This window comes from Bradyrhizobium sp. I1.14.4, assembly GCF_050435825.1.
Taxonomy (GTDB): Bacteria; Pseudomonadota; Alphaproteobacteria; order Rhizobiales; family Xanthobacteraceae; genus Bradyrhizobium.
Genome location: NZ_JBNDLA010000006.1, coordinates 305,602 through 329,828 on the forward strand (window position 1 = coordinate 305,602; position 24,227 = coordinate 329,828).

General features: G+C 63.8%; 21 protein-coding genes. 2 read left to right on the top strand and 19 right to left on the bottom strand.

Features of this window, described 5'->3' with window-relative positions:
- Positions 1 to 21: 21 nt before the first annotated feature.
- From bamA to ABIB78_RS15770, 11 genes are all read right to left on the bottom strand, one after another.
- Positions 22 to 2,565, bottom strand: a complete 2,544-nt coding sequence (gene bamA, locus ABIB78_RS15720) for an outer membrane protein assembly factor BamA (protein ID WP_429026159.1) — start codon at positions 2,563 to 2,565, stop codon at positions 22 to 24.
- A gap of 172 nt (positions 2,566 to 2,737) precedes the next feature.
- Positions 2,738 to 3,889 carry an RIP metalloprotease RseP gene (rseP, locus tag ABIB78_RS15725; RefSeq protein ID WP_429025960.1) on the bottom strand — a complete coding sequence of 384 codons (1,152 nt, stop codon included), beginning with the start codon at positions 3,887 to 3,889 and terminating at the stop codon, positions 2,738 to 2,740.
- A gap of 45 nt (positions 3,890 to 3,934) precedes the next feature.
- The gene (gene dxr / locus ABIB78_RS15730; RefSeq protein WP_429025962.1) at positions 3,935 to 5,161 is read right to left on the bottom strand and encodes a 1-deoxy-D-xylulose-5-phosphate reductoisomerase; all 1,227 of its coding nucleotides are present in this window, start codon (positions 5,159 to 5,161) and stop codon (positions 3,935 to 3,937) included.
- 4 nt (positions 5,162 to 5,165) lie between these two features.
- The gene (locus ABIB78_RS15735; RefSeq protein WP_429025964.1) at positions 5,166 to 6,032 is read right to left on the bottom strand and encodes a phosphatidate cytidylyltransferase; all 867 of its coding nucleotides are present in this window, start codon (positions 6,030 to 6,032) and stop codon (positions 5,166 to 5,168) included.
- On the bottom strand, positions 6,029 to 6,787 hold the full coding sequence (locus ABIB78_RS15740; RefSeq protein ID WP_429025966.1) for an isoprenyl transferase: 759 nt from the start codon (positions 6,785 to 6,787) through the stop codon (positions 6,029 to 6,031). Before ABIB78_RS15740 ends, ABIB78_RS15735 begins: the two co-directional genes overlap by 4 nt.
- Before the next feature lie 21 nt (positions 6,788 to 6,808).
- The gene (gene frr / locus ABIB78_RS15745) at positions 6,809 to 7,372 is read right to left on the bottom strand and encodes a ribosome recycling factor (RefSeq protein WP_028334007.1); all 564 of its coding nucleotides are present in this window, start codon (positions 7,370 to 7,372) and stop codon (positions 6,809 to 6,811) included.
- Positions 7,373 to 7,424: 52 nt separating this feature from the next.
- Positions 7,425 to 8,141, bottom strand: a complete 717-nt coding sequence (gene pyrH / locus ABIB78_RS15750; protein WP_429025967.1) for a UMP kinase — start codon at positions 8,139 to 8,141, stop codon at positions 7,425 to 7,427.
- Positions 8,142 to 8,211: 70 nt separating this feature from the next.
- Positions 8,212 to 9,135, bottom strand: coding sequence for a translation elongation factor Ts (gene tsf / locus ABIB78_RS15755; protein WP_429025969.1), 924 nt, complete (start codon positions 9,133 to 9,135; stop codon positions 8,212 to 8,214).
- 127 nt (positions 9,136 to 9,262) lie between these two features.
- Complete coding sequence (locus tag ABIB78_RS15760; protein ID WP_429025970.1) at positions 9,263 to 10,255, bottom strand: 30S ribosomal protein S2; 993 nt, start codon at positions 10,253 to 10,255, stop codon at positions 9,263 to 9,265.
- Positions 10,256 to 10,473: 218 nt separating this feature from the next.
- Positions 10,474 to 13,995 (bottom strand): DNA polymerase III subunit alpha, encoded by a 3,522-nt coding sequence (gene dnaE / locus ABIB78_RS15765; RefSeq protein WP_429025972.1) that lies wholly within the window; start codon positions 13,993 to 13,995, stop codon positions 10,474 to 10,476.
- Positions 13,996 to 14,457: 462 nt separating this feature from the next.
- A complete protein-coding gene (locus ABIB78_RS15770) occupies positions 14,458 to 15,192 on the bottom strand; it encodes an outer membrane protein (RefSeq protein WP_429025975.1) in 735 nt (244 codons plus the stop codon).
- 291 nt (positions 15,193 to 15,483) lie between these two features.
- Here ABIB78_RS15770 and ABIB78_RS15775 point away from each other — a divergent pair, with 291 nt between their 5' ends.
- Positions 15,484 to 15,780 carry a DUF3551 domain-containing protein gene (locus ABIB78_RS15775; RefSeq protein WP_429025978.1) on the top strand — a complete coding sequence of 99 codons (297 nt, stop codon included), beginning with the start codon at positions 15,484 to 15,486 and terminating at the stop codon, positions 15,778 to 15,780.
- A 119-nt stretch (positions 15,781 to 15,899) separates the two neighbouring features.
- The gene (locus ABIB78_RS15780) at positions 15,900 to 16,169 is read left to right on the top strand and encodes a DUF3551 domain-containing protein (protein ID WP_429025981.1); all 270 of its coding nucleotides are present in this window, start codon (positions 15,900 to 15,902) and stop codon (positions 16,167 to 16,169) included.
- 100 nt (positions 16,170 to 16,269) lie between these two features.
- On the opposite strand, the gene ABIB78_RS15785 is transcribed toward ABIB78_RS15780, so the two are convergent.
- The 8 genes from ABIB78_RS15785 to ABIB78_RS15820 all read right to left on the bottom strand — a co-directional run bounded on the left by ABIB78_RS15785 (position 16,270) and on the right by ABIB78_RS15820 (position 24,226).
- Positions 16,270 to 16,968, bottom strand: a complete 699-nt coding sequence (locus tag ABIB78_RS15785) for an ABC transporter ATP-binding protein (protein ID WP_429025983.1) — start codon at positions 16,966 to 16,968, stop codon at positions 16,270 to 16,272.
- Positions 16,969 to 16,977: 9 nt separating this feature from the next.
- Positions 16,978 to 18,258, bottom strand: coding sequence for a lipoprotein-releasing ABC transporter permease subunit (locus ABIB78_RS15790; RefSeq protein ID WP_429025986.1), 1,281 nt, complete (start codon positions 18,256 to 18,258; stop codon positions 16,978 to 16,980).
- 71 nt (positions 18,259 to 18,329) lie between these two features.
- Positions 18,330 to 19,649 carry a proline--tRNA ligase gene (proS, locus tag ABIB78_RS15795; RefSeq protein WP_429025989.1) on the bottom strand — a complete coding sequence of 440 codons (1,320 nt, stop codon included), beginning with the start codon at positions 19,647 to 19,649 and terminating at the stop codon, positions 18,330 to 18,332.
- Positions 19,650 to 19,813: 164 nt separating this feature from the next.
- Positions 19,814 to 21,406: a copper resistance CopC/CopD family protein gene (locus tag ABIB78_RS15800; RefSeq protein WP_429025991.1), complete on the bottom strand. Its 1,593-nt coding sequence runs from the start codon at positions 21,404 to 21,406 to the stop codon at positions 19,814 to 19,816.
- 3 nt (positions 21,407 to 21,409) lie between these two features.
- Complete coding sequence (locus ABIB78_RS15805; RefSeq protein WP_429025993.1) at positions 21,410 to 21,937, bottom strand: YcnI family protein; 528 nt, start codon at positions 21,935 to 21,937, stop codon at positions 21,410 to 21,412.
- A gap of 7 nt (positions 21,938 to 21,944) precedes the next feature.
- Complete coding sequence (locus ABIB78_RS15810) at positions 21,945 to 22,472, bottom strand: copper chaperone PCu(A)C (protein WP_429025995.1); 528 nt, start codon at positions 22,470 to 22,472, stop codon at positions 21,945 to 21,947.
- Between the two features lie 33 nt (positions 22,473 to 22,505).
- Entirely contained in the window at positions 22,506 to 23,003 is a 498-nt protein-coding gene (locus tag ABIB78_RS15815; protein WP_429025998.1) for a TlpA family protein disulfide reductase, read from the bottom strand.
- A complete protein-coding gene (locus ABIB78_RS15820; protein ID WP_429026001.1) occupies positions 23,000 to 24,226 on the bottom strand; it encodes an exo-alpha-sialidase in 1,227 nt (408 codons plus the stop codon). The genes ABIB78_RS15815 and ABIB78_RS15820 overlap by 4 nt, the downstream gene beginning before the upstream one ends.
- Position 24,227 lies beyond the last annotated feature (1 nt).

Here is a 24,227-nt window from a genome sequence, read left to right on the forward strand (position 1 = left end):
CAGTCCGGTCGGGTAACGGTCTTAGAAAGTGGTACCGCCGCCAAACCGGAATTCTTGCACGCGGTCATACGCGCCCTTGGTCAGCGGCACCGCGTAATCGAAGCGCAGCGGGCCGAACGGCGACTGCCAGATCAAACCGACACCGACCGAGGTCCGGACGACCTTGCTGTCGTCGTAACTCAGACCAAGGCACGTACCCGGAGACGGCGGATTGTTCGTCGGCTTGATACAGCCAGGCTGGTTGACTTCGCCGGTTGCCGCCCACGAGGTCGGGCCCTTGTAGTCGTACAGGCCGCCGGCGTCGGCATAGACCGCGCCCTTGAGCCCGACTTCCTTCGGCAGGAACCAGAACGGCATCTGCAGTTCCGCCGACACGCCCCAGTACTTGGTGCCGCCGATCGCGTCCATGGTACCGTACGGGTTGATGTCACGCGGACCGATACCGTTCGGCGCGAAGCCGCGGACCAGGTTCGGGCCCATCTGGAAGTGATCGAGCATGCGCAGATCGTCGCTACCGAGCTTGTTCAGGATGCCGCCCTGCGCATGGATCACGCCGACGATGTCCGAGACCAACGGGGTGTAGTACTTCGCGTCGATCGCGCTCTTGATGTAGCTGACATCGCCGCCGACGCCGGCGAAATCCTGCTTGAAGTCGACGATCAGACCGTCGGTCGGGTTCTTGTTGTTGTCGAGGGTGTTGTAGTTCAGCGTGTAGCCCAGCGCCGAGGTCAGGGTCTTGCCGCCCGCCAACTCCTTGCGCACCGGCAGCGAGGCTTCGCCGTCATAGAAGCAGCCCAGACCATTGGTCGACACCAAGCTGATCCCGTTCAGGTTCGCATAGGCCGGGCTCGGGTTGAACGCGGGATTGGGCGTTACACCGTCAGCGAGGAATGGCACGTTGTTACAGTTGTTCAGCGCCGACGGCAGGGTGATTTCCTGCTGGTAGATCGAGTAGCGCAGCTGCAGCGACAGGTCTTCCCGCAGGCTGAAGCCGAGCCGCGGGCTGAAGCCCAGCGTCTTGGTGCCGTAGGCAATATAGCTGTTGGACAACTGCTGGCGCTGATAGAGGTCGAGGCCGAGCGCGACGCGGTAGTCGAGCAGATAGGGCTCGACAAACGACAGCGAGTAGCCGCGGGCGTACTGGCCGTAGGTCACCGACGCCTTCGCGAACAGGCCGCGGCCGAGCAGGTTACGCTCGGAGACGCTGACCTCGGCCAGCGCGCCGTCGGTGGTCGAGTAGCCGCCCGACACCGAGAAGTCGCCGGTTGACTTCTCTTCGAGATCGACGATCAGGATGACGCGATCGCTGGAGGAGCCGGGCTCCGTGGTAATCTTCACCGTCTTGAAGAAGTCGAGGTTCTTCAGCCGGCGCTCGGCGCGATCGACCAGCGCACGGTTGTAGGCATCGCCTTCCGAGATATCGAATTCGCGGCGGATCACGTAGTCGCGCGTGCGGCTGTTGCCGCGGATGTTGATGCGCTCGATATAGGTGCGCGGGCCTTCGTCGATCGCAAAGGTGATCGACACCGTGTGATTATCGAAGTTGCGATCACCACGCGGCCGGACCACCGCGAACGCGTAGCCGCGGCGCGATGCCTCGATCTGCATTTCCTCGACCGACTTCTCCAGCGCCTCAGCGTTGTAGAGCGAGCCGACATTGACGCGCGAGTACGAGCGCAGCGCGTCCGGATTGAGCGTTGCGATCGACGAGGTGTAGTTGACGGACGCGACGCGATACTGCTGGCCTTCGTCGATCTTGAAGGTAACCAGGAAGCCCTTCTTGTCGGGATCGTATTCGGTCAGCGCGGCCACGACCTGGACGTCGGCATAGCCGTTCTTGAGGTAGAAGCGGCGCAGCAAGTCGCGGTCGGCCTCGACCCGGTCGGGGTCATAAACGTCGTTGCCACCGAGGAAGCTCAGGATGTTCGATTCGCGGGTCTTGATGACGTCGCGCAGACGGGACGCCGAATAGGCATTGTTGCCGATGAACTCGATCGACCGCACGCCGGTCTTCACGCCTTCATTGACCTCGAAGATCAGGTCGACGCGGTTGTTCGGTTGCTCGATGACCTGCGGATTGACCCGCACGTCGTAGCGGCCGGAGCGACGGTAGATTTCGGCGATGCGCAAGGCATCCGACTGGACCATCGGGCGCGAGAACGTGCCGCGCGGCTTGGACTGGACTTCGGCGGTGAGCTGCTCGTCCTTGATCTTCTTGTTGCCCTCGAAAGCAACGCGGCCGATCACCGGGTTCTCGACCACGACCACGACAAGGCGCCCGCCCCGCTGGTCAATGTGGACGTCCTGAAACAGGCCGGTCTCGATCAGCGCTTTCAGACCGTCGTCGATCTGGGCCTGAGCCAGCCGACCGCCCGGCCCGGGATGGAAGTAGGAGCGGATGGTTTCGATTTCGACGCGGCGGTTCCCCTCCACCGTGATCGAATCGATAGTTTGCGCATACGCAGGCGCAGAGACAGCTACGGCCGCCAAGGTGGCAGCCACCGGCACGGCGAACATGACCAAGGCGGCGAACAGGCCCCCCCTCACTCGCATTCCAAACATCATGCGCAACGCGCCCTTATCTAACATTGCCGGACCGTTCCCCAACGACCCGACAGATTCCCAACCTGCTCAGCTTGTAACCAAATTTGCCAAGGCGGCAAACTTACTACAGCCGAACATTTCCATTTTCATACCAATACGTTGCCCATCGGCAACGCCACAAAAAAGCCCCGTTTCAGGACCCGGCGATCCTGAGGATGTCGTTGTAGGTCGCAAACACCATCAGCATCAGAACCAGACCCAGTCCGATTCGGAAACCCACCTCCTGCGTCCGCTCCGAAAGCGGGCGGCCACGGAGCGCCTCGGCGCTGTAGAACAGAAGGTGCCCGCCATCCAAAAGCGGGATCGGAAACAGGTTTAAGAGGCCAATCGAGACCGACAGGATGGCGCAAAGATTGACCACGAACTGGAACCCGGCGCTCGCGGCCTGCCCCGACAGCTTTGCGATTCCAATGACCCCGCTCACCTCACCCGGATTGCCGGTTCCCACGAACAACGACCCCAGGAACTTGAACGTGCTGGCAATGATGTACCAGACCTGCTCGACGCCGATCTTCAGGGCTTCCAGCACACCGACCGAGGCGCTGGTTGCTTCACCGACCTGAGCCTTGTGCTCGATTCCGAGCACGCCGATTCGGTGCGCATTGCCGAAGGGATCCTTGACCTCCTTCAGCGCCGGTGCCGCCTTGAGCGAGACGATCGCACCATCCCGCTTCACCTTAAATCCAAGCTCTGAGCCAGCATTCGAAGCTACGATCCGCTGCATGTCGGCGAAGCTCTGGATCGCGCTTCCGTCGATATCCACGACGACATCGCCGACCTTGAAACCTGCGTTCGCGGCGACGCTCTCGGCGACCAGGCCGTCGACCCGGGCGATCGTGCTCGGCTTGCCGTAATAGAGCGCCATCCCCGCGAAAATCAGGGCGCCGAGGATGAAATTCGCGATCGGGCCGGCCGCGACGATGGCGGTCCGCTTTCCGACCGACTTGTGATGGAAGCTGCCTTCGCGCTCCTCCGCCGTCATCGCGTCGAGCGTCTCCGTCGACGGCGTCGATGCCTCGCTGTCGTCACCGAAGAATTTGACGTAGCCGCCGAGCGGAATTGCCGAGATCTTCCAGCGCGTGCCATGCCGGTCATTGAAGCCGGCAAGCTCCGGCCCGAAGCCGAGCGAGAACGTCAGAACCTTCACGCCGGCCCAGCGCGCAATCAGGAAGTGGCCGAGCTCGTGAAAGAAAACGACGATGGTCAGGACGAAGAGAAAGGGAACGATATAACCGAGGAGCCCATGGCTCAACGCATTGATACTATGAAGAAAATACTCCGGCATTCGATTTTCCCTCGACAAGAGCCATCAGGCTCCGTCCCCAATCCTCTAGGTTGCCTTTAAGGCAATTTGAGGCAATAGGGCGGCAGCTTTATTTCGCGCGATATGGTCAACGGAAATCGCATCATCCGCCGACTGCAGTGCTGGCTGATTCCCGGACCTGATCCAATCGTTCATCGTCGCCTCGACCAGCCGGGCGATCGCGCCGAACTTGATCTTGCCGGCGATAAACGCTCCGACCGCGATCTCGTTGGCCGCGTTATAGACCGTCGTTGCGCCGTGCCCCATGCGCAGCGCTTCGTAAGCCAGCCGCAGCCCCGGGAAGCGCTCGAAATCCGGTGCCTCGAAGGTGAGCTGTCCGATCTTGGCGAGATCGAGCTTGGCGGACGGGCCGACGACACGGTCGGGCCAGCCGAGGCAATGTGCGATCGGAATCCGCATGTCGGGCGTACCGAGCTGGGCCACCACCGAGCGATCGGAGAACTCGACCATCCCGTGGATGATCGACTGCGGGTGCACCAGCACGTCGATCTCGTCGGGCGCCAAAGCGAACAGGTAGGACGCCTCGATCACCTCGAGGCCCTTGTTCATCATCGACGCGGAATCGATCGTGATCTTCTGCCCCATGCTCCAGTTGGGATGCTTCAGCGCCTGTTCCAGCGTCGCCTGCTCGATGTCGGCGGGAGCCCAGGTGCGGAACGGTCCGCCGGACGCGGTGATGATGACCCGCGTCAGTTCCTCGCGATTGCCGGAAGCCAGCGCCTGGAACAGCGCATTGTGCTCGGAGTCCGCTGGTAGGATGCAGGCGCCGGCCTTCTTGGCGCGCTCCATGAAGATATCACCGGCGCAGACCAGGCACTCCTTGTTGGCGAGCGCGACGGTGGCGCCGCGATCGACCGCGGCGAGCGCGGGCTTCAGTCCGGCCGCGCCGCTGACCGCCGCCATCACCCAATCGGCCGGCCGCGCGGCCGCCTCGATAATCGCGCGCTCCCCGGCCCCGCATTCAATCCGGGTTCCGGCCAGCGCATCCTTCAGCTCTGAAAGCTTCGCCGGATCGGCAATGGCGGCGAACCGCGCGTCGAATTCCTTGGCCAGCTTGGCGAGGCCCTCGACATTGCTGTTCGCGGTCAGCGCCTCGACCCGGTAACGGTCGCGCGCGCCACGCAGCAGATCCATCGTGCTGTCGCCGATCGAGCCGGTGGCACCGAGGACGGTCACGGTCCGCACGGCGGACGCCGCCACGGCCTTGTTGTTACGCAACGGAACTGCGCTCATCTCATCACCAAACCATAAGACCGCGCCCGACGCCATCGGCGCCACCACGGAGAAAGCCGAAAATCGCCGCCACAATGACGGCCGCGACAAATCCATCCAGGCGGTCCAAGAGGCCGCCATGACCGGGAATGATGTGGCTCGAATCCTTCACACCGAACCGCCGCTTTACCGCGGATTCGAACAGGTCGCCGAGTTGCGAGACCATCGACAACACGGCGCCGAGCATGAGCAGCGGTCCCGTCGACCCGATCTCGCCCGTCGACCCGATCTCGAAGGCGGCAAAGCCGGCAGCGACGAGCAGGCTCGCCACGAAGCCGCCGACCGCGCCAGCCCATGTCTTCTTCGGACTGACCCGCGCCCAAAGCTTCGGCCCGCCGATGTTGCGGCCCGCGAAATAGCCGCCGATATCGGTGACCCATACGATCAGCAACACGAACATCAGCGCGGCAAAGCCCTTCGCCGGATCGAGGCGCAGCATGACCGATGCGATCTCGGCCCCTGCGGCATAGAGCAATCCCGCAATTGCCCAGTTGCGCCGCGCGCCCGACGTCAGCGCCACAGCGACTGCACCGATCGCGAGGATAGCCAGGGCCGCATCGACGCGGCCGGCCATCAGGCAAAGCCCGGCAAGCAGCAGCGCGACCACACCGGGCACCACGACACGGAGTTCGCGTCCGAACCCGGTGACCATGAGCCATTCCGCAAGCAAACCGATCGCCGCCAGCGTCACCAACAGCGACCAGGCGATGCCACCCAGATAGGCCAGTGCGATCGCAACCGGCGCCAGTACCAGCGCCGCAACCACGCGCATCACGAGGTTGCGCGATCCCTGCTCGCTCGCTGCCGGCGGCGCGGCTTCGCCCTCGGTCACGAGCCGGTTTTCGCGGCGAGGCCGCCGAACCGGCGCTCGCGCTTGCCGTATTCCGCAATCGCTCCTTCGAGCGCCGCCTTGTCGAAATCCGGCCAGTGAATCGGCACGAACACCAATTCGCTGTAGGCAGCCTGCCACATCAGGAAGTTCGACAGCCGCTGCTCGCCGCTGGTGCGGATGATCAGGTCCGGATCCGGAATGTCGGGCGCATCGAGATATTGCCCGAGCGTGTCGGCATCGATGGAGTTGGCGTCGCGCTTGCCTTCGGCGACCTCGCGCGCAAGACGCCGCGCCGCCGCGGCGATCTCCGCCCGCGAACCGTAGTTGAAGGCAACAACGAGGTTGAGGCTGTCGTTGTTCCTCGTCAGCTCCTCGGCCTCGTTGAGCAGCGCGCAGATGTCGGCGTCGAGCCCGTCACGCTGGCCGATCACGCGCACCCGCACGCCGTCACGATGCAGCGTGGCCAGATCGTTGCGGATGAAGCGGCGCAGCAGGCTGAACAGATCGCCGATCTCGCTGGCCGGCCGCGACCAGTTTTCCGAGCTGAAAGAAAAGATCGTGAGATAGACGATGCCGAGTTCATGGGCCGCACGTACCACGCGGCGCAGCGCCTCGACGCCGCGGCGATGGCCCTCGACGCGCGGCAGGCCGCGCGAAGCGGCCCAGCGCCCGTTGCCGTCCATGATAACAGCCACATGCAGCGGACTGCCGGAGCGATCCGGTCCGTCAGTTGCTGGGGCGGCGGCGTTCGACATCGGCTCGTTCCCGTAGCGCCTTCAGACTGTCAGGATTTCCTTTTCCTTGGCGGCGAGCAGTTGATCGACTTCGGCGATCACGCCGTCGGTCGCCTTCTGCACCTCGTTCGACAGGCGCTCCTGATCGTCTTCGGAGATCTCGTGATTCTTCTCGAGCTTCTTGATCACATCGAGGCCGTCGCGGCGCACGTGGCGTACGGCGACCTTGGCCGCTTCCGCGTATTTGTGCGCAACCTTGACGAGCTCCTTGCGGCGCTCCTCGTTGAGTTCGGGAATTCGCAAGCGCAGCACCTGTCCTTCGGTTGCCGGCGACAGGCCGAGGTTGGAATCGACGATCGCCTTCTCCACGGCCTTCACCATCGTCTTGTCCCAGACCTGCACCGAGAGCAGGCGCGGCTCGGGCACGCTGATGGTCGCAACCTGGTTCAGCGGCATATGCGAGCCGTAAGCCTCGACCTGGACCGGCTCCAGCATGGAGGCCGCGGCGCGGCCGGTACGCAGACCGCCGAGCTCGTGCTTGAGCGATTGTGTGGCGCCCTGCATGCGGCGCTTCACGTCGTTGATGTCAAAACCAGCTGCGGCCATGACGCTTCTCCCTTCACTTGAAACCGGCTGTCGACGCCCGGAGGCGCGGCAATCAGCCGGCGACGACCGTGCCGTGTCCGGTACCGCGCAGAATCGCACCGATCGAACCGGGCTCTGCGATCGAGAACACGATGATAGGCAGCGACGTCTCGCGGGCAAGCGCGAAAGCGGTCGCGTCCATAACCTTGTAGCCGCCCTCGATCGCCTGCGAGTGGGTCAGGCGGTCGAAGCGCTTGGCTTTAGGGTCCTTCTTCGGATCGGCGCTGTAAACGCCGTCGACATTGGTGGCTTTCAGCACCGCCTGGGCGCCGATCTCGGCCGCGCGCAGCACGGCGGTGGTATCGGTAGTGAAGAACGGGTTGCCTGTTCCTCCGCCGAGCAGGACGATACGCCCCTCGGCGAGATATTTGTGCGTCGCAGCACGGGTGAACAGCTCGGAAATCTCGGGCATCACGAATGCCGACAGGGTCCGCGCCGGGGTCCCCTTGCGCTCGATCGCCGCCTCGAGCGCGAGGCAATTCATGATGGTTGCAAGCATGCCCATGGTGTCGCCGGTCGGCCTGGACACGCCGCGCGAGGAGACCTCGACGCCGCGGACGATGTTGCCGCCGCCGATCACGACAGCGACCTCGATGCCGAGCTTGCGGGCCGCGATCAGATCGTCGGCGACACGGTCGACCGTCGGTTGATCGATACCGAACCCGTGGGAGCCGGCCAGATATTCGCCGGACAGCTTGATCACCACGCGACGATAGATCGGCTCAGCCATGATGCGATCGCTTTCTTATCCCGCGCAGGCAGGGCCTCCGGCGCTTGCGCCGGACGCCTGGTGTCAGCGGTTACTTCTTGCCGCTGGCGGCCGCGACTTCGGCGGCGAAATCGCTTTCCTGCTTCTCGATTCCCTCACCGAGAGCATAGTTCACAAAGCCAGCGATTTTGATCGGCCCGCCGACCTTACCCTCAGCTTCCTTCACCGCCTGGGCAACCGACTTGCCGCTGTCGTGGATGAAGGCCTGATCCAGGAGGCAGACCTCCTTGTAATAGGTCTTCAGGCCGGAATCGACGATCTTCTCGATGACGTTCTCCGGCTTGCCCTGCTGGCGGTACTTGTCGGCGAGCACGTCCTTCTCGCGCTTGACGGTCTCCGGATCGAGGCCGGCCGGATCGAGCGCAAGCGGCTTCGCCGCGGCCACGTGCATGGCGAGCTGGCGGCCGAGCACTGCGAGCTCGTCGGTCTTGCCGGCGGACTCCAGCGCCACGATCACGCCGATCTTGCCGGCGCCTTCGACCACGGCGTTGTGGACATAGCTCGATACCACGCCCTTGCTCACCTCGAGCGAGGTGGCGCGGCGCAGCGTCATGTTCTCGCCGATGGTCGCGATGGCATCGGAGATCGCGGTCTCGACGGTGACGTCGCCGACCTTGGCCGCCTTGATGGTCTCGACGTCGGCACCGTTGTGCAGCGCGACCTGGGCGATCATCTTGACCAGCCCCTGGAACTGCTCGTTGCGCGCAACGAAATCGGTCTCGGAATTGACCTCGACCAGCACGCCCTTGGTGCCGGAGGTCAGTGCGCCGATCAGGCCCTCGGCCGCCACGCGGCCGGCCTTCTTCGCGGCCTTGGACAGGCCCTTCTTGCGCAGCCAATCCTGTGCGGTCTGCATGTCGCCGTTGTTCTCGGTCAGCGCCGCCTTGCAATCCATCATGCCCGCGCCGGTCGACTCGCGGAGCTCCTTGACCATCGCTGCTGTGATCGTTGCCATCGTTCAATGCCCTTCTTGCCTGTACAGAAACCGCGGCGCCCGATGGCGCCGCTGTCAGCGACAGGGAAATCGTTGTTCGTGGAATAGAAGCGGCGGCCGGGCGAGACCCGGCCGCGCCGCGTAACTGTTATTCCGCTTCGGCGAGCGTCTTGGCCTGGGCGACCCAGGCGTCGGCACGGCTCGGCAGACCGACTTCTTCGCCGATCTTGTGCGCGGTGTCGTGATCGAGCTCGGCGAGCTGCCAGTAGTGGAAGATGCCGAGGTCGTTGAGCTTCTTCTCGATCGCACCGGACACGCCGGTGAGCTTCTTCAGGTTATCGGCGGTGCCGCGCGGGCCGGCCAGCCCCTGGAAGCCGGACGGCGCAGCCGCCGGGAGTTCTTCCTGCACGGGCGCAGCCGACGCACCGATATCGATTCCGGAATCGCCCTGGGCGCGCGAGATACCGTCGATGGCGGCGCGTGCCACGAGATCGCAGTACAGCGAGATCGCGCGGCCGGCGTCGTCATTGCCCGGCACCACATAGGTGATGCCCTTGGGGTCCGAGTTGGTATCGACGATCGCCGCGACCGGGATATTGAGCCGCTGGGCTTCCTGGATCGCGATGTCTTCCTTGTTGGTGTCGATCACGAAGATCATGTCGGGAAGACCGCCCATGTCCTTGATGCCGCCGAGCGAACGGTCGAGCTTGTCACGCTCGCGCTGCAGCGTCAGCCGCTCCTTCTTGGTGTAGGAGCTGGCATCGCCCGACGACAGCACGTCGTCGAGATGACGCAGGCGCTTGATCGAGGCCGAGATCGTCTTCCAGTTGGTCAGCGTGCCGCCGAGCCAGCGCGAGTTGACGAAGTACTGCGCCGAACGCTTGGCCGCATCGGCAACGCCGTCCTGCGCCGAGCGCTTGGTGCCGACGAACAGGATGCGGCCGCCCTTGGCGACGGTATCGCTGACCGCCTGCAGGGCACGGTGCAGCATCGGCACGGTCTGCGCGAGGTCGATGATGTGGATGTTGTTGCGGGCGCCGAAGATGTAATCCTGCATCTTCGGGTTCCAGCGGTGGGATTGGTGACCAAAGTGAACGCCAGCTTCCAAAAGCTGACGCATATTGAATTCGGGCAGCGACATAGATCAAATTCTCCGGTTGGTTCCTCCGGAAACGTGTGAGCAAACGCGCCTGAATGGCCCGGTTGCCACCGGACGGCCTTTAAGAGCCATGTTTCCGTGTGAGATGGCGCGGTATATAGCGCGATTTGCGCCAGAAGCAAGGAAATACGGCCGGTTACGCCGGCCGGATGGACCCAAATCGTGCCGAAACGGCCCCGTTTGGCGGCCCCGAGCCCCCTTTACAGCGTCTGCACATCGACCACGCCCGCGACGGCCTTGATCGCGCCGGCGATCTGCGGCGAGACCTTGTAGCGGCCGGGCAGCTTCATCTCGACCTCGGTTTCGAGGTCCAGCATCATCACCAGCGAGACGTCGCCATCGGCGCCCGCGGCGGCCGGCGGCGCGGCGGCCGGCTTCAACGCCGGGCCCTTTGCGAGGCCGCCCGGGGCCGGAGCGGCATCCGGCATGTTGAGCCGGCGGGCGATCGAGTCCAGCGGCTTGGTGTCGCGCACGAATATCCGCAGGCCCTTTTGCGTCTTGGCGGCGGCGTGATCCAGCGGCTCGGCGTGCAGCACCCTCGCCCGCACGTCCTCGCCCTGCAGTTCGGCGCCGAGTTGCAACAGCACGGCCGCTCCTGGTTCGAGCACGTCGCGGTACTGCGCGAGTCCTTCCGAGAACAGCACCGCCTCGAAATGGCCGGTCGGGTCCGACAGGCCCATGATGCCCATCTTGTTGCCGGTCTTGGTGCGACGCTCCATCCGCGACACCACCGTTGCCGCGACCTTGCCGGCCGTCGCACCCGTCTTCACCGCGCGGGAGAATTCCGCCCAGGATTGCACGCGGAGCCGCTTCAGCGCGGTCGCGTAGTCGTCAAGCGGATGGCCCGACAGGAAGAAGCCGATCGCGTCATATTCACGCCGCAGCCGGTCGGCGGGCAGCCACGGCTCGATCTGCGGCAGCATGATGCTGGGCGCATCCGCGGCGCCGCCGAACATGTCGTTCTGGCCCGAGGTCGCCGCCTCGTGGCTGCGCTGGCAGGCGGCGAGGATCGCATCGGCGCCCGCGAACACGCGCGCGCGGTTCGACTCCAGCGTGTCGAAGGCGCCGGCCGCGGCAAGGCTCTCGATGATCCGCTTGTTGACGGCGCGCGGGTTCACCCGCGCGGCGAAATCGGCGAGCGAGGTGAAGGCGCCCTTCTTGTTGCGCTCCTCGATGATCTGCTCCACGGCCTGGATGCCGACGCCCTTCAGCGCGGCGAGTGCGTAGTAGATCGTGTTCTCGGAGACCTCGAAGGTCGGGCCGGAGCGATTGATGTTGGGCGCCTCGACCTTGATGCCGAGCCGCTGCGCCTCGGAACGGAATTCGGAGAGCTTGTCGGTGTTGTTGAGTTCGAGCGTCATCGACGCCGCGAGGAACTCGACCGGGTAATGCGCCTTCATATAGGCGGTGTGGTACGACACCAGCGCATAGGCCGCCGCGTGGCTCTTGTTGAAGCCGTAGTCGGCGAACTTGGCGAGCAGCTCGAAGATCGTCTCGGCCTGGCCCTTCGCGACGCCGTTCTTCATCGCGCCGGCGACGAAGACGTCGCGCTGCTTGTCCATCTCGGCGCGGATCTTCTTGCCCATCGCGCGGCGCAGCAGGTCGGCCTGGCCGAGCGAGTAGCCCGCCATCTGCTGCGCGATCTGCATCACCTGTTCCTGATAGATGATGACTCCGAACGTCTCCTTCAGGATCGGCTCCAGGATCGGATGCAGATATTCCGACTCCTCGTCGCCGTGCTTGCGCGCGCAATAGGTCGGGATGTTCGCCATTGGGCCGGGGCGATACAGCGCCACCAGCGCGATGATGTCCTCGAAACGGTCCGGCCGCATGTCGATCAGCGCGCGCCGCATGCCCTGGCTTTCCACCTGGAAGACGCCGACGACATCGCCACGCGCCAGCATCTGATAGCTTGGCGCATCGTCGATCGGCAGCGTCGCGAGATCGACGTGAACGTCGCGCTGCTTGAGCAGCTTCACTGCGACGTCGAGCACGGTCAGCGTCTTCAGGCCGAGGAAGTCGAACTTCACGAGGCCCGCCGGCTCGACCCATTTCATGTTGAACTGGGTCACCGGCATGTCGGATTTCGGATCGCGGTAGAGCGGCACCAGCTCGCTCAGCGGCCGGTCGCCGATTACGATACCGGCAGCGTGGGTCGAGGCGTGACGGGTCAGACCCTCGAGGCGCTGCGCGATGTCGAACGCACGCGCCACCACCGGATCCTCGTCGCGGAACGCCTGCAGCTTCGGCTCGCCCTCGATCGCCTGCGCCAGCGTCACCGGTGCTGCGGGATTCTGCGGCACCAGCTTGGTCAGCTTGTCCACCTGCCCATACGGCATCTGCAGCACGCGCCCGACGTCGCGCAGCACGCCGCGCGCCTGCAGCGTGCCGAAGGTGATGATCTGCGCCACCTGGTCGCGGCCGTAGCGCTCCTGCACGTACTGGATCACCTCGCCGCGGCGGTCCTGGCAGAAGTCGATGTCGAAGTCCGGCATCGATACGCGTTCGGGATTGAGGAAGCGCTCGAACAGCAAAGCGAATCGCATCGGATCGAGGTCGGTGATGGTGAGCACCCAGGCGACCAGCGAGCCCGCGCCGGAGCCGCGGCCCGGTCCGACAGGAATGCCCTGCGCCTTCGCCCACTTGATGAAGTCCGACACGATCAGGAAGTAGCCCGCGTATTTCATGCGGGTGATGACGTCGAGCTCGAAAGCGAGGCGCTTGCTGTAGTCCTCTTCCGTCATGTCCGGCGAGAGACCGTGCACCCGCAGGCGATTTGCGAGTCCCTCCTCGGCCTGGCGCTTCAGCTCGGCGGCCTCGTCGGCGGCAGCATCGGCGCTGGCGGCGGCACCGACGGTGAAGAACGGCAGGATCGGCTTGCGGGTCTTCGGCCGGAACGAGCAGCGCTCGGCGATCTCCACCGTCGAGGCCAGCGCCTCCGGAATATCGGCGAACAGCACCGCCATCTCTGCGCGCGTCTTGAAACGGTGATCCGGGGTCAGTTGCTCGCGGTTGGTCTCCGCAATCAGATGGCCGCCGGCGATGCACAGCAGCGCGTCATGCGATTCATAGTCGTCATTGCTGGCGAAATACGGCTCGTTGGTCGCAACCAGCGGCAAGCCCTTGCCGTAGGCGAGGTCGATCAGGCCGCTCTCGGTGCGGCGTTCCTTGTCGGCGCCATGGCGCTGCAATTCGATGTAGAGCCGATCGCCGAACAGGCTGCCCAAACGTTCGCAGCGGGTGGTCGCCAGCGCCGCCTGCTCGGCACGCAGCGCCAGCGCGATCGGCCCGTCGGGGCCGCCGGTCAGCGCGATCAGATCCTCGGCGTCGTCGGTGAGCCAATCGAACTTGATGTGCGGGGTCTGGTTGACTGGGGTCTCCAGAAACGCCCGCGAGTTCAGCCGCATCAGGCTGCGGTAGCCGCGCTCGCGCGCTGCCAGCAGCACGATTCGCGCAGGCGCCGTTGCCAATATGCTTCGCGCATTGGGATCGACGTCGCCGAAATCCACCGCCAGCTCGCAGCCGACGATCGGCTGGATGCCGTAACCGGCCATCTTGTCGGAGAATTCCAGCGCCCCGAACATGTTGTCGGTATCGGTGAGCGCCAGCGCCGGCTGGCGGTCGGCCTTCGCGAGCTCGCCGAGCTTGGCGATCTTGATCGAGCCCTTCAGCAGCGAATAGGCGGAATGAACGTGAAGATGAACGAATCCGGCATTCGGCATGGCTGCTCGGGATATCTAAAGTCAGGGATGGCGCGAGTGCCAAAGCCTGAGCTCAAAAACCTCAGACCCGACTCGCATTCCAATCGTGGGGCCTGGGCCCCGCCAAGTCCACGCCGAACGCGGCGTGGCAGCAGGTCATCCCGGTTTTCCCCAGGGGCAAGCTAGCCCCCTGTCCCCGCGGGTGCATTTTCAGAACTGGGTGATCAGCTGTGCCCAAACCGCGATCATCCCGACGAACAGCGTGATCGATGCCAGCGCTGCAGCTTCCTGCACGAAAATCTTCAACATGGCGCTCTCCCCGAACTGGAACGTATGCAGAACATTGTTCCTTTTTTGTTCTTGGAGTCAAGCTAGCCGGGAAGAGCGCGTCCTGCCTTCATGGCCGATGGTTAATCGGCCTAGCCAACAAAAAACCCCGGGCCGAGGCCCGGGGTTTTCGATGCGCTTGAACTAAGCGAACGATCAGTAACGCGCGATGACCGGGCCACCGAACTTGTAGTTCAGACGGCCGAGGACCATGTCGGTGTCGCCACCGGTGTGGAAGCCAGCCACAGCAGTACCAGCCGGGGTGACGAAGGTCGCGCCGTGGGTGTCTTCGAAGATGTGGTTGTATTCGACGCCGAGCGACCAGCCCTGCGAGAAGGCAAACTCGAGGCCAACACCGACCGTCGGGCTCCAACGGGTGTCGAAGCCGGTCTCGGACGCCAGCGCCCCGCCGGGGAACAGGAACTGATAGTTGCGATCAGTGACCGCAGCACCGCCCTTGGCGTAGAGCAGAACGTTGTTCCAAGCGTAGCCGATCTGGCCGGTGAACAGGCCGAACGCGTCGGTCTTCGAACGGACAACGCCGCCCGCGACGAAGTTGTTCGCGCTGCTGCCGGTCAGGTCAGCCCAGTTACCCTGAGCTTCGAGACCGAACACCCAGCCGCCGGTCTGCCAGCGGTAGCCGATCTGACCACCGACGGTGCCGCCGTTGGCATCGTAGCTGCCGGCCTGGCCGAAACCATCAACCGAACGGTTGTCGTGGCTCTGGGCCCAACCGCCGTTGATACCAATGTAGAAACCGGTCCAATCATAGACAGTGGCGACCATCGGAGGCGGCGCCTTGGTGTAAGGGCGAGCCGCGAGGTCAGCCGCGGAAGCAGCGGTCGCGCTGAGCGCGATCAGGCTGGCGGTGACAAGCAAAATCTTCTTCATTTTCCCGTTCCAACTTTTTCTACAGGCCCCCAAGGCCGCGAGACACCGTCATAGCAGCCCGGAGCGGAATTGCTGTAACTTCGCTGCAACAGGCAGGGCCAAACGACTTCGCTCAAATTGTAAGTTAATACTGTATTACAAGCGCTTTCTGGAACTTTTGCCACATAGTTGCCGCAGAATTTTCACAATTCAAATCTGCGTGCGCAGCTGCCCGTATTCGTGTTGACCCGGACCGGCTTGTCCGATTTGGATCGTCGCCGGGATCGAATCTGCGCAGCAAAAGGAATGCACATGCGGACGATGATTTTTGCCGCTGTGGCGTCTGTGGTCGCACTCGCCACTCAGGGTGCAGAGCCCGCGCACGCCGTCGGCGTGCGCTACCCGTTCTGCATTCAGGGCGACCGCTATCCCGGTCTGAGCAACTGCTCGTATCCGTCCTACGAGGCGTGCCTGGCCACCGCCTCTGGCATCGGGCAGAATTGCATCGCCAATCCCTATTATGCCGGCGACAACGACCCGCGCTCCTATCTTCATGTCTCTCCGCGGGATCGCCGTGAGGGCAATTTCTTCGACCTCTTCATCCACTGACCGCCCGACGCGGCGCGACCGGCGCGGGAATGTGAGTTGATGCGCGCCCGCACGCGGGGGCCTATTGGCGCGGACGCTCAGCGTCAGCCGTACTGGCGCCTGATCAATTGGAGATTCTGATGCGCAGCCTGATTCTGGCACTACTGGCCCTGGGTACCGTCGCAAGCGCGCCAGCCAGCGCCCAGAAATACGATTCGACCTCGCCGGTCTGCAAAACCAACTACCGCTGGGGCGGTGAGGATACCGACTGCGGCTACACGTCGATGGAGCAATGCCGCGCATCGGCATCCGGCCTCGCGGCGATCTGCATCAACAACCCCTACTATGCCGGGCCGCCGATCGATCGTCGGCCGACGGCGCCTGGCCGACGGCCTCGCCCGGCTTACTGAGGGCAAGCCTTTTCCGTTCGATTGAAGCAGACGGAAACGCCTTCAAGTTCCTTGCCTTGACGCGTTTTCTTGACGCGAACCATTACCCTCTTCGCGCGCTCTATTCGAGCTCGACGATCTGCCCGTTCGAGAGCGACACCCGGCGATCCATCCGCGCGGCGAGATCCAGATTGTGAGTCGCGATCAGCATCGCAACCCGGGTCGCCTTGACGAGTTGCATCAGCGCGTTGAAGACGTGGTCGGCCGTGCCCGGATCGAGATTTCCGGTCGGCTCGTCCGCAAGCAGCACACGCGGAGCGTTGGCAACCGCGCGCGCGATCGCCACGCGTTGCTGTTCGCCGCCCGAGAGTTCGGCGGGACGATGGGAGATGCGATCGCCGAGCCCGAGATAGGACAGGATTTCCGTCGATCGTTTCACGGTTTCGGAGCGCTTGAGGCCGCGAATCATCTGCGGCAGCATGACGTTCTCGAGCGCCGAGAACTCCGGCAGCAGCCGGTGCGATTGATAGACGAAACCGATATCGGAACGGCGAATCTGCGTGCGATCGACATCGGACATCTGCGAGGTCGGCGTACCCGCGACATAGACCTCGCCGTCATCGGGGCTTTCCAGCAGGCCCGCGATGTGAAGCAACGTCGACTTGCCCGCTCCCGACGGCGCCACCAGCGCCACCGATTGACCGGGCCACAGCGCAAGCTTGGCGCCGTTCAGGACCGTCAGCGTCGCTTCGCCCTGCCGGTATTCCCGCTTGATGTCATGAAGATAGACGACCGGTACGTCTTCCGCCCCCTCCGCCATGTGCGCTCCTTACTCGTACCGGAGCGCATCGACCGGATCGAGGCGCGCGGCGCGCCACGACGGGTAGAGCGTCGCCAGGAAAGACAGCGTCAGCGCCATGATCACGACGGCGAGCGTCTCGCCGAAATCGACCTCAGCCGGCAGCTTGGAGAGGAAGTACAGCTCGGGCGAGAACAGCTCGGTGTTGGTGAGCCATGACAGGAACTGCCTGATGGATTCGATGTTCAGGCAGATCAGCATGCCGACCGCGAATCCGGTCAATGTTCCGACCACGCCGATCGACGCACCGGTAATCAGAAAGATCCGCATGATCGAGCCTTGCGACGCGCCCATGGTGCGCAGGATCGCGATGTCCTGGCCCTTGTCCTTCACCAGCATGATCAGCCCGGAGACGATGTTGAGCGCAGCAACCAGCACGATCATGGTCAGGATCAGGAACATCACGTTGCGTTCGACCTGCAGCGCGTTGAAGAAGGTCGAATTGCGCTGCCGCCAGTCGACCAGGAAGACCGGCCGGCCGGCCGCCTCCGTCACGAGCTTGCGATAGGTGTCGATCCTGTCCGGATTGGTGGTGAACACCTCGATCGAGGACACGTCGTTGTTGCGGTTGAAATAGGCCTGCGCCTCGGCAAGCGGCATGAACACGAAGGTCGAATCGTATTCCGACATGCCGATCTCGAACACCGCCGTGATCTTGTACGGCTTGATGCGCGGCGTGGTGCCCATCGGCGTCACCGCGCCCTTCGGCGAGACCAGCGTGATCATGTCACCGGCGTGCAGCGAGAGCTGATCGGCAAGCCGGCGACCGATCGCAACCCCCTGCCCCTCGTCAAAGCCCTCGAGCGAGCCCTGCTTCACGTTCTTGGCGATCGAGGTGAGATTGTTGAGATCGTCGGCGCGGATTCCCCGGATGAAGACGCCAGCCGCGTTGAACGGCGATGATCCCAGCCCCTGCCCGTCCACGACCGGCGCGGCCAGGCGGATGCCCTGGACCTGGCTGATGCGGTCGGCGACGTCCTTCCAGTCGGTCAGCGGCGATTCCAGCGGCTGCACCAGAAGGTGGCCGTTGAGGCCGAGGATCTTGTCGAGCAGTTCCTTGCGGAAGCCGTTCATGACGGCCATCACCACGATCAGCGTGGCAACGCCGAGCATGATGCCGAGGAACGAAAAGCCGGCGATGACCGAGATGAACCCTTCCTTGCGGCGAGCGCGCAGATAGCGTCCGGACAGCAGCCATTCGAATGGCGCAAAAGGCGGGGTGCGGACTGGCTCGTTCATGGTCTCATCCATCTGTCGATAATCCCATGATTCGGACCAAATGTGGCCGGATTACCCCGCCGATAGCGCGGTGTGAATAAACTTTAACCTGCGAGCTTCGCGACGACGTCGGCGGGACTCATATTGTCGCGCGAACCGTCGCTGCGACGCTTCACCTCGACCTTGCCGTCCGCAAGCCCCTTCGGTCCGACGAGAATCTGCCAGGGGATGCCGATCAGATCGGCCGCGGCGAACTTGGCGCCGGCACGCTGATCGGTGTCATCGTAGAGCACGTCGACGCCCTTCGCCGAGAGCTCGCGATAGAGCTGCTCGCAGGCGCCATCGACCGCCGCGTCGCCCTGCTTGAGGTTGAGGATCGCGGCGCGGAACGGCGCGACTGCTTCGGGCCATTTGATACCGGCGTCATCGTGACAGGCCTCGATGATCGCGCCGACCAGACGCGACACGCCGACGCCGTAGGAGCCGCCATGGATCGGCACGTCGACGCCATCGGGACCGGCTACCATCGCCTTCATGGTGTCGGAATATTTGGTGCCGAAATAGAAGATCTGCCCGACCTCGATGCCGCGGGTGTTCAGTCGCTTTGCTTCAGGCACTTCCTGTTCGAAGCGCGCAGCCTCGTGGACGTCCTCGGTCGCAGCATAGGCCGAGGTCCACTGCTTGATGATCGGCGTGAGATCGCCGTCATAATCGACGTCCTCGCCCGGCACCGGCAGGTCCAGCACATCTCGATTGATGTAGACGCCGGACTCGCCGGTCTCCGCCAGCACGATGAATTCATGGCTGAGGTCGCCGCCGATCGGGCCGGTCTCGGCCCGCATCGGGATCGCCTTCAGGCCCATCCGCGCAAAGGTGCGCAAATAGGCGACGAACATCTTGTTGTAGGAGCGCCGCGCACCGGCCTCGTCGAGGTCGAATGAATAGGCGTCCTTCATCAGGAATTCGCGGCCGCGCATCACGCCGAAGCGCGGACGCTGTTCGTCGCGGAACTTCCACTGGATATGGTAGAGGTTGAGCGGCAGATTCTTGTAGGACTTGATGTAAGAGCGGAAAATCTCCGTGATCATTTCCTCGTTGGTCGGCCCGTACAAAAGCTCGCGCTTGTGACGATCGAGAATGCGCAGCATCTCCGGACCATAGGCGTCGTAGCGGCCGCTTTCACGCCAGAGATCGGCGAGCTGCAGCGTCGGCATCAGGAGTTCGAGCGCACCCGCGCGGTCCTGCTCCTCGCGAACGATCTGCTCGATCTTCTTCAGCACCCGGAAGCCAAGCGGCAGCCAGGCATAGATGCCGGCCGCCTCCTGCCGCATCATGCCCGCGCGCAGCATCAGCCGATGCGAGACGATCTCCGCCTCTTTCGGGTTTTCTTTCAGGATGGGCAGGAAAAACCGCGACAATCGCATGGCGTTACTCGGGAATCAGGAAAGCGTGGGAAGAGCTGCAGTGAAACCGGATCGGGTGTGAAAACACAAGGCCGCCAAATAAGAAAGACCCTTCAAATCAGGCGATTTTCGGCCATTTGAACGAAATGCGTCCCGCCGAAGTGCCGAGCACGCTGACCGCGGCTTTACCTGACCTCGAAATCGTCTTCCACCGTCACTTTCCTGAAATCGGTCACCAGGGCATCGATCTGCATGTGCCAGCGGCCCGGGATCGTCAGCGGCACCTTGCGCACGTGCCAATAGCCGTCGGGAGCGAGCGCGGCGGCGCGTTCCATCGGCTCGACGCCACGCTCGGGCAGGCTCAGCGTCAACGTCGCCTCCTTGGCGGTGAACGGGCTGGCATCGCCGTTCATCAGCTGCAGCACAAAGTCGTTCTGCCCAACCTTGCCCGGCGCGATCAGCACCTGGAACATCGCGGCATCGGTGTGAATGTGGACCGCCAGCGGAACATCGGTCGACATCGCCAGCACGCGCGGCGGCGGCGTGAAGCGCCATAGTGCGACGAGACCGAGGACGGCGATCATCAGCACGAACTCGAGCGCGATCGAGCGCTGCAGCGGCCGCGTCCGGTGGAATTCGCGCGCGATGGCCGGCGTGAAGACCAGGCGGTTCAGCGCAGCGAGGCCAACCAGCAGCAGCACCAGCAAAAGTTTCGCGACGAGGATGTTGCCGTATCCGGTGTCGATCAGCGCGCGAAAACTCTCGAGCTGAACGACCGCGAGCGCCAGGCCCGACAGGGCGATCATTGCGACGACCGGCACCGCAAGCGTCGAAAACTGCCGCAGCACCCGGAGCAGCGAATCCTTGCGCTGCCAGGCAAGCACCGCCAGCGGTGCCAGCGCGCCCATCCAAAACGCCAGGCCAACGCCATGGATGAACAATGCGGTCCGCGTCAGCCATTGCGGAGAGGCGGTGGCGGCGTGTCCGCTGACCGCGAACGACAACCCGACACAGATCATTGCGATCGCGGTGCGGATCCACGCCGCGCTGAACGACGGGCTACGCCAGGCAATCGCCGCGATCAACATCGCCGCAATCGCTAGCAGCAGAGCCGGAAACAGGCTTGTGCCGGCGGCACTGGCCCATGCTGCCCATGTCAGGATGCCCGAGAGCGGCAGGCTCAAGAGGTCGACGCCCTGCAAGCCAAGCGAGGCGATCGCGCCGACAAGGCCGATCTTCAGCGACCACATGATCAGCCGCTCGCCTGCCGGGCCCTGCCCGATCCAGGCGGCAAAGAACACTCCGCCGACGCCGGCAAACAGCCCCAGATAGAGTCCGAGCCGCGCCAGCCAGATCAGCAAATGGAGCACGCCGTCGCCAGCTGGCGCCGCAGAGCCGGTGACGACGCCGATCGAGAACAGCAACGAGCCGGCGACCGGATGACCATCCTGCGACACCACGCGATAGCTGACCACCTGCGTGCCCTGCGGAAGGCCCGCCGGCAGCGTCACCACCACCGACTCATCGGCGGCGCGGATCGCGACGTCGCGCGGCTTGCCCGCGGCGTCGAGCAGGCTGACCGCGGTCGGCGCCACCGCTTCGTTGAAGCGCAGCACCACCGTCTTCGGCGCTTCCGTCAGCACGCTGCCGTCCGCCGGCTCAGTGCCGATCAGGACGGCATGCGCTTGGGCCGAGGTTGCAAGGCACAGCGCCACGAGCAGCGCGGCAAGACTTTTGAGCACAAGACTTGCGATCACAAGACCTGCGACCCGCCGCATGGCTTACGACTTCGGCAGCAGCTTGACGCCGGGCGCCGGCGTCTTGCTGCCATGGTCGTGCCCGCCGCCCTGCCCGTCGGGTGGGATATCGATCCAGCGGCTGACGCCCTGCTCGCATTCCTGCACGACGGGAAAATACAGCGTGGTGTTGGACTTCAACGTATCGGTGAGAAACGTCTGCATCACGAACTCGTCGTAGTTCTGGTCGGAGAGCTTACCACCGCTCCAGGCCACTTCCTTCACGCCCTCGGAGAGCTTGGCACCGTGATAGTCGTATTCGGCGGCGTATTTGCCGGTGACCATATCGAGAGTCCAGCCGGGCTTCGGCATCGGCTTCACCCCGATCACGCCTTCCGGAATCTGCACGCGGACCTTGATCGTCGCCGATCCCGCGCAGCCATGCGGCACGGCGAACACCGCCTTGTAGTACGAACCGACCGCCGCCTGCTTTCCTTCAAGCGTGACATGGGCGATCGCCGGCGATGCTGCGAACAGCGCCGCCGTGGCTATCAGGAGCGTGTATGATCGCATGGCTCCCTCACATCTTCTTCATGTCCATGTGACCGGAATGGTCACCATGACCGGAATGATCGCCGCCCCCCGGAGCCTGCGCGCCGACAGCCTGCACATCCAGCGAGACCGAGACCTTGCCGGCCTTCTCGAACTCGAGCGTGACCGGCATCTTGTCGCCCTGCTTCAACGGGTTCTTCAGGTCGAACATCATCAGGTGATAGCCGCCGGGCGCAAGCTTCACCGTCTTGCCCGGCTCGATGGTCAGTCCCTTGTCGAGCGCACGCATCTTCATCACGCCGTTGTCCATCGACATCTCGTGGACTTCGATCTTGCCGGCGACATCGCCAGAGCCGGAAATCAGCCGATCGGGCGACGTCCCCCTGTTCTCGATCGTCAGATAGGCGCCGCCGATCTTGGCACCGTTCGGCGTCGCCCGCGTCCACGCCTGCGTGATCACGAGGTCGCCGGCCTTGACGTCCTCGGCGCGCGCAGACGTAGCCACGAGTGCAGCGGTCAGCGCTGTGAGAGCGAGGATGCGGGAGAGCATCTTCATTGGGTGGATTCCTTTCAGGTTGAAGTTGCAGTGTTATCGGATTGTTGCTGCCTGAGCGTCAGACCATTTGTTCAGATCGGCAATTTCAGCCGATCCTTCGATCGTCGTGATCGTGCCGTCACGGGCAAGCAGCATGGTTCGCGGGATATCGCCTTGCCAGGCCGGATCGATCTCAAATCTCAACCGCTCGGCAAAGCCGTCGCCAAAAATCCAGTTTTCGGCCGACCCGAGCCCGGCATGATCCAGCATCGATCGCGTCGCCTCCGGAAGGTTAGGAACCAGATCCGCGCTGATCGTGACGACGTCGATATCAGGATGATCCTTCATGAACTGGCCGAGTTGCGGCAGCTCGACCTTGCATGGTCCACAGGTAACACCCCAGAAATGCACCAGGGTCGGATGACCGGCATGCGCATGCAGCAGCTTTTGCCAGCTGCCGCGTTCGAACGGCTTTGGCGCGCCCTCGCCCGCCGTCAGTGCGGATGGCAGCGTTGCGAGCAGGACAAGAGCAGCGAGCAACTGACGTTTCATGGTTCGCCCTCGATCGCTTGAAAATGGTAGCCGTCGGCCTTGGTCATCCACGACAGGTAGGTTTGCCGGCTGTCCGAGACGAGCAGCGGATGGTCGGAGCTGTCGGCGGTGTCGGCGATATCAGCGGGCTTCGACCATGTCGCTCCGTCGTCGTGCGATGTCATCAGATTGATCGATGTCTTCTGCCCGTCGAACTCCTTCCAGGCCATCACAAGCCCCTGCGGCCCAGCGATGATCTGCGGCCGTGACGGGCTTCGGTTCGGCTGACCGACCGGAAGCGGATTGGAAAAGGTTTTCCCGTCGTCGCGCGACCGTGCGTAGAACAATCCCTTGCGCGCCTTGCCGTTGGTGTACCACGTCACATGGTAGGTTCCTGCGGGCGAAATGGTCAGGCTGGGACCATGGTGCGGACATGCCGCGATCTGCCAGTCGTCGCGGCTCACGCGATGCACCTCGCCAGGGGTGGCCAGATCGGTGAATGTGACGATCGCGTGGTCGCGCACGCCACCTTCAAAGATGTTCCGAAACACGACCACCGGATGGCCTGCGCCATTGAACGCCAGGCCGAGACGGCAGCACTCGCAGGTGTTGTCCGTGGCAAGCTGCGCGTCCGAATAGGTCGCGCCACCGTCCCTCGAGGTCGCAAAGAACAATCCGGCGCCGTCATATTTCTGACCACGCTGCTGTGCCGGCACACGGTTGCGCTTGTCGAGCCAGGCCGCGAACACGGCGCCGGCAGGATCGAAGCCGATCGCCTCGAACCGCTGGCTTTCATTGTTCGCGGTGATCGGTTTCGGCGGATCAAAGCTGCGCCCGCCATCGGTCGAGCGCGTGGTCAACACCTGCCCGTTGAAGGCCTGATCGCGGAAGATCGAGAAGGCCAACGCGATCTCCCCCTTCCGATTGACCGCAAGCTTCGGCCGTGCGTCCGGCCCCCAATCCAGATTAAGTCGCTCCCGGGTGACCTGCACCGGCGTGGAAAAACTCTTGCCCTGATCCCTTGAGCTCGCGACCGAGATCTCGTCTCCGGCCATCCATGCCAACCACAACGTGCCATCCGGCCCAAAGGCGGGAGTGACCTTGGTCGCGCAGCGCAGGAGGGTGTCTTCGCAGGCCGCTTCGGAGGCGTGCTGGTGGCTCATCTGTGCGATGGCAGGGTTCGGCGAGGCTGCAAGCAGGAGCGTTGCCAGCACCGTCAGAGCCGCGGGTTTGCGATATGTCATC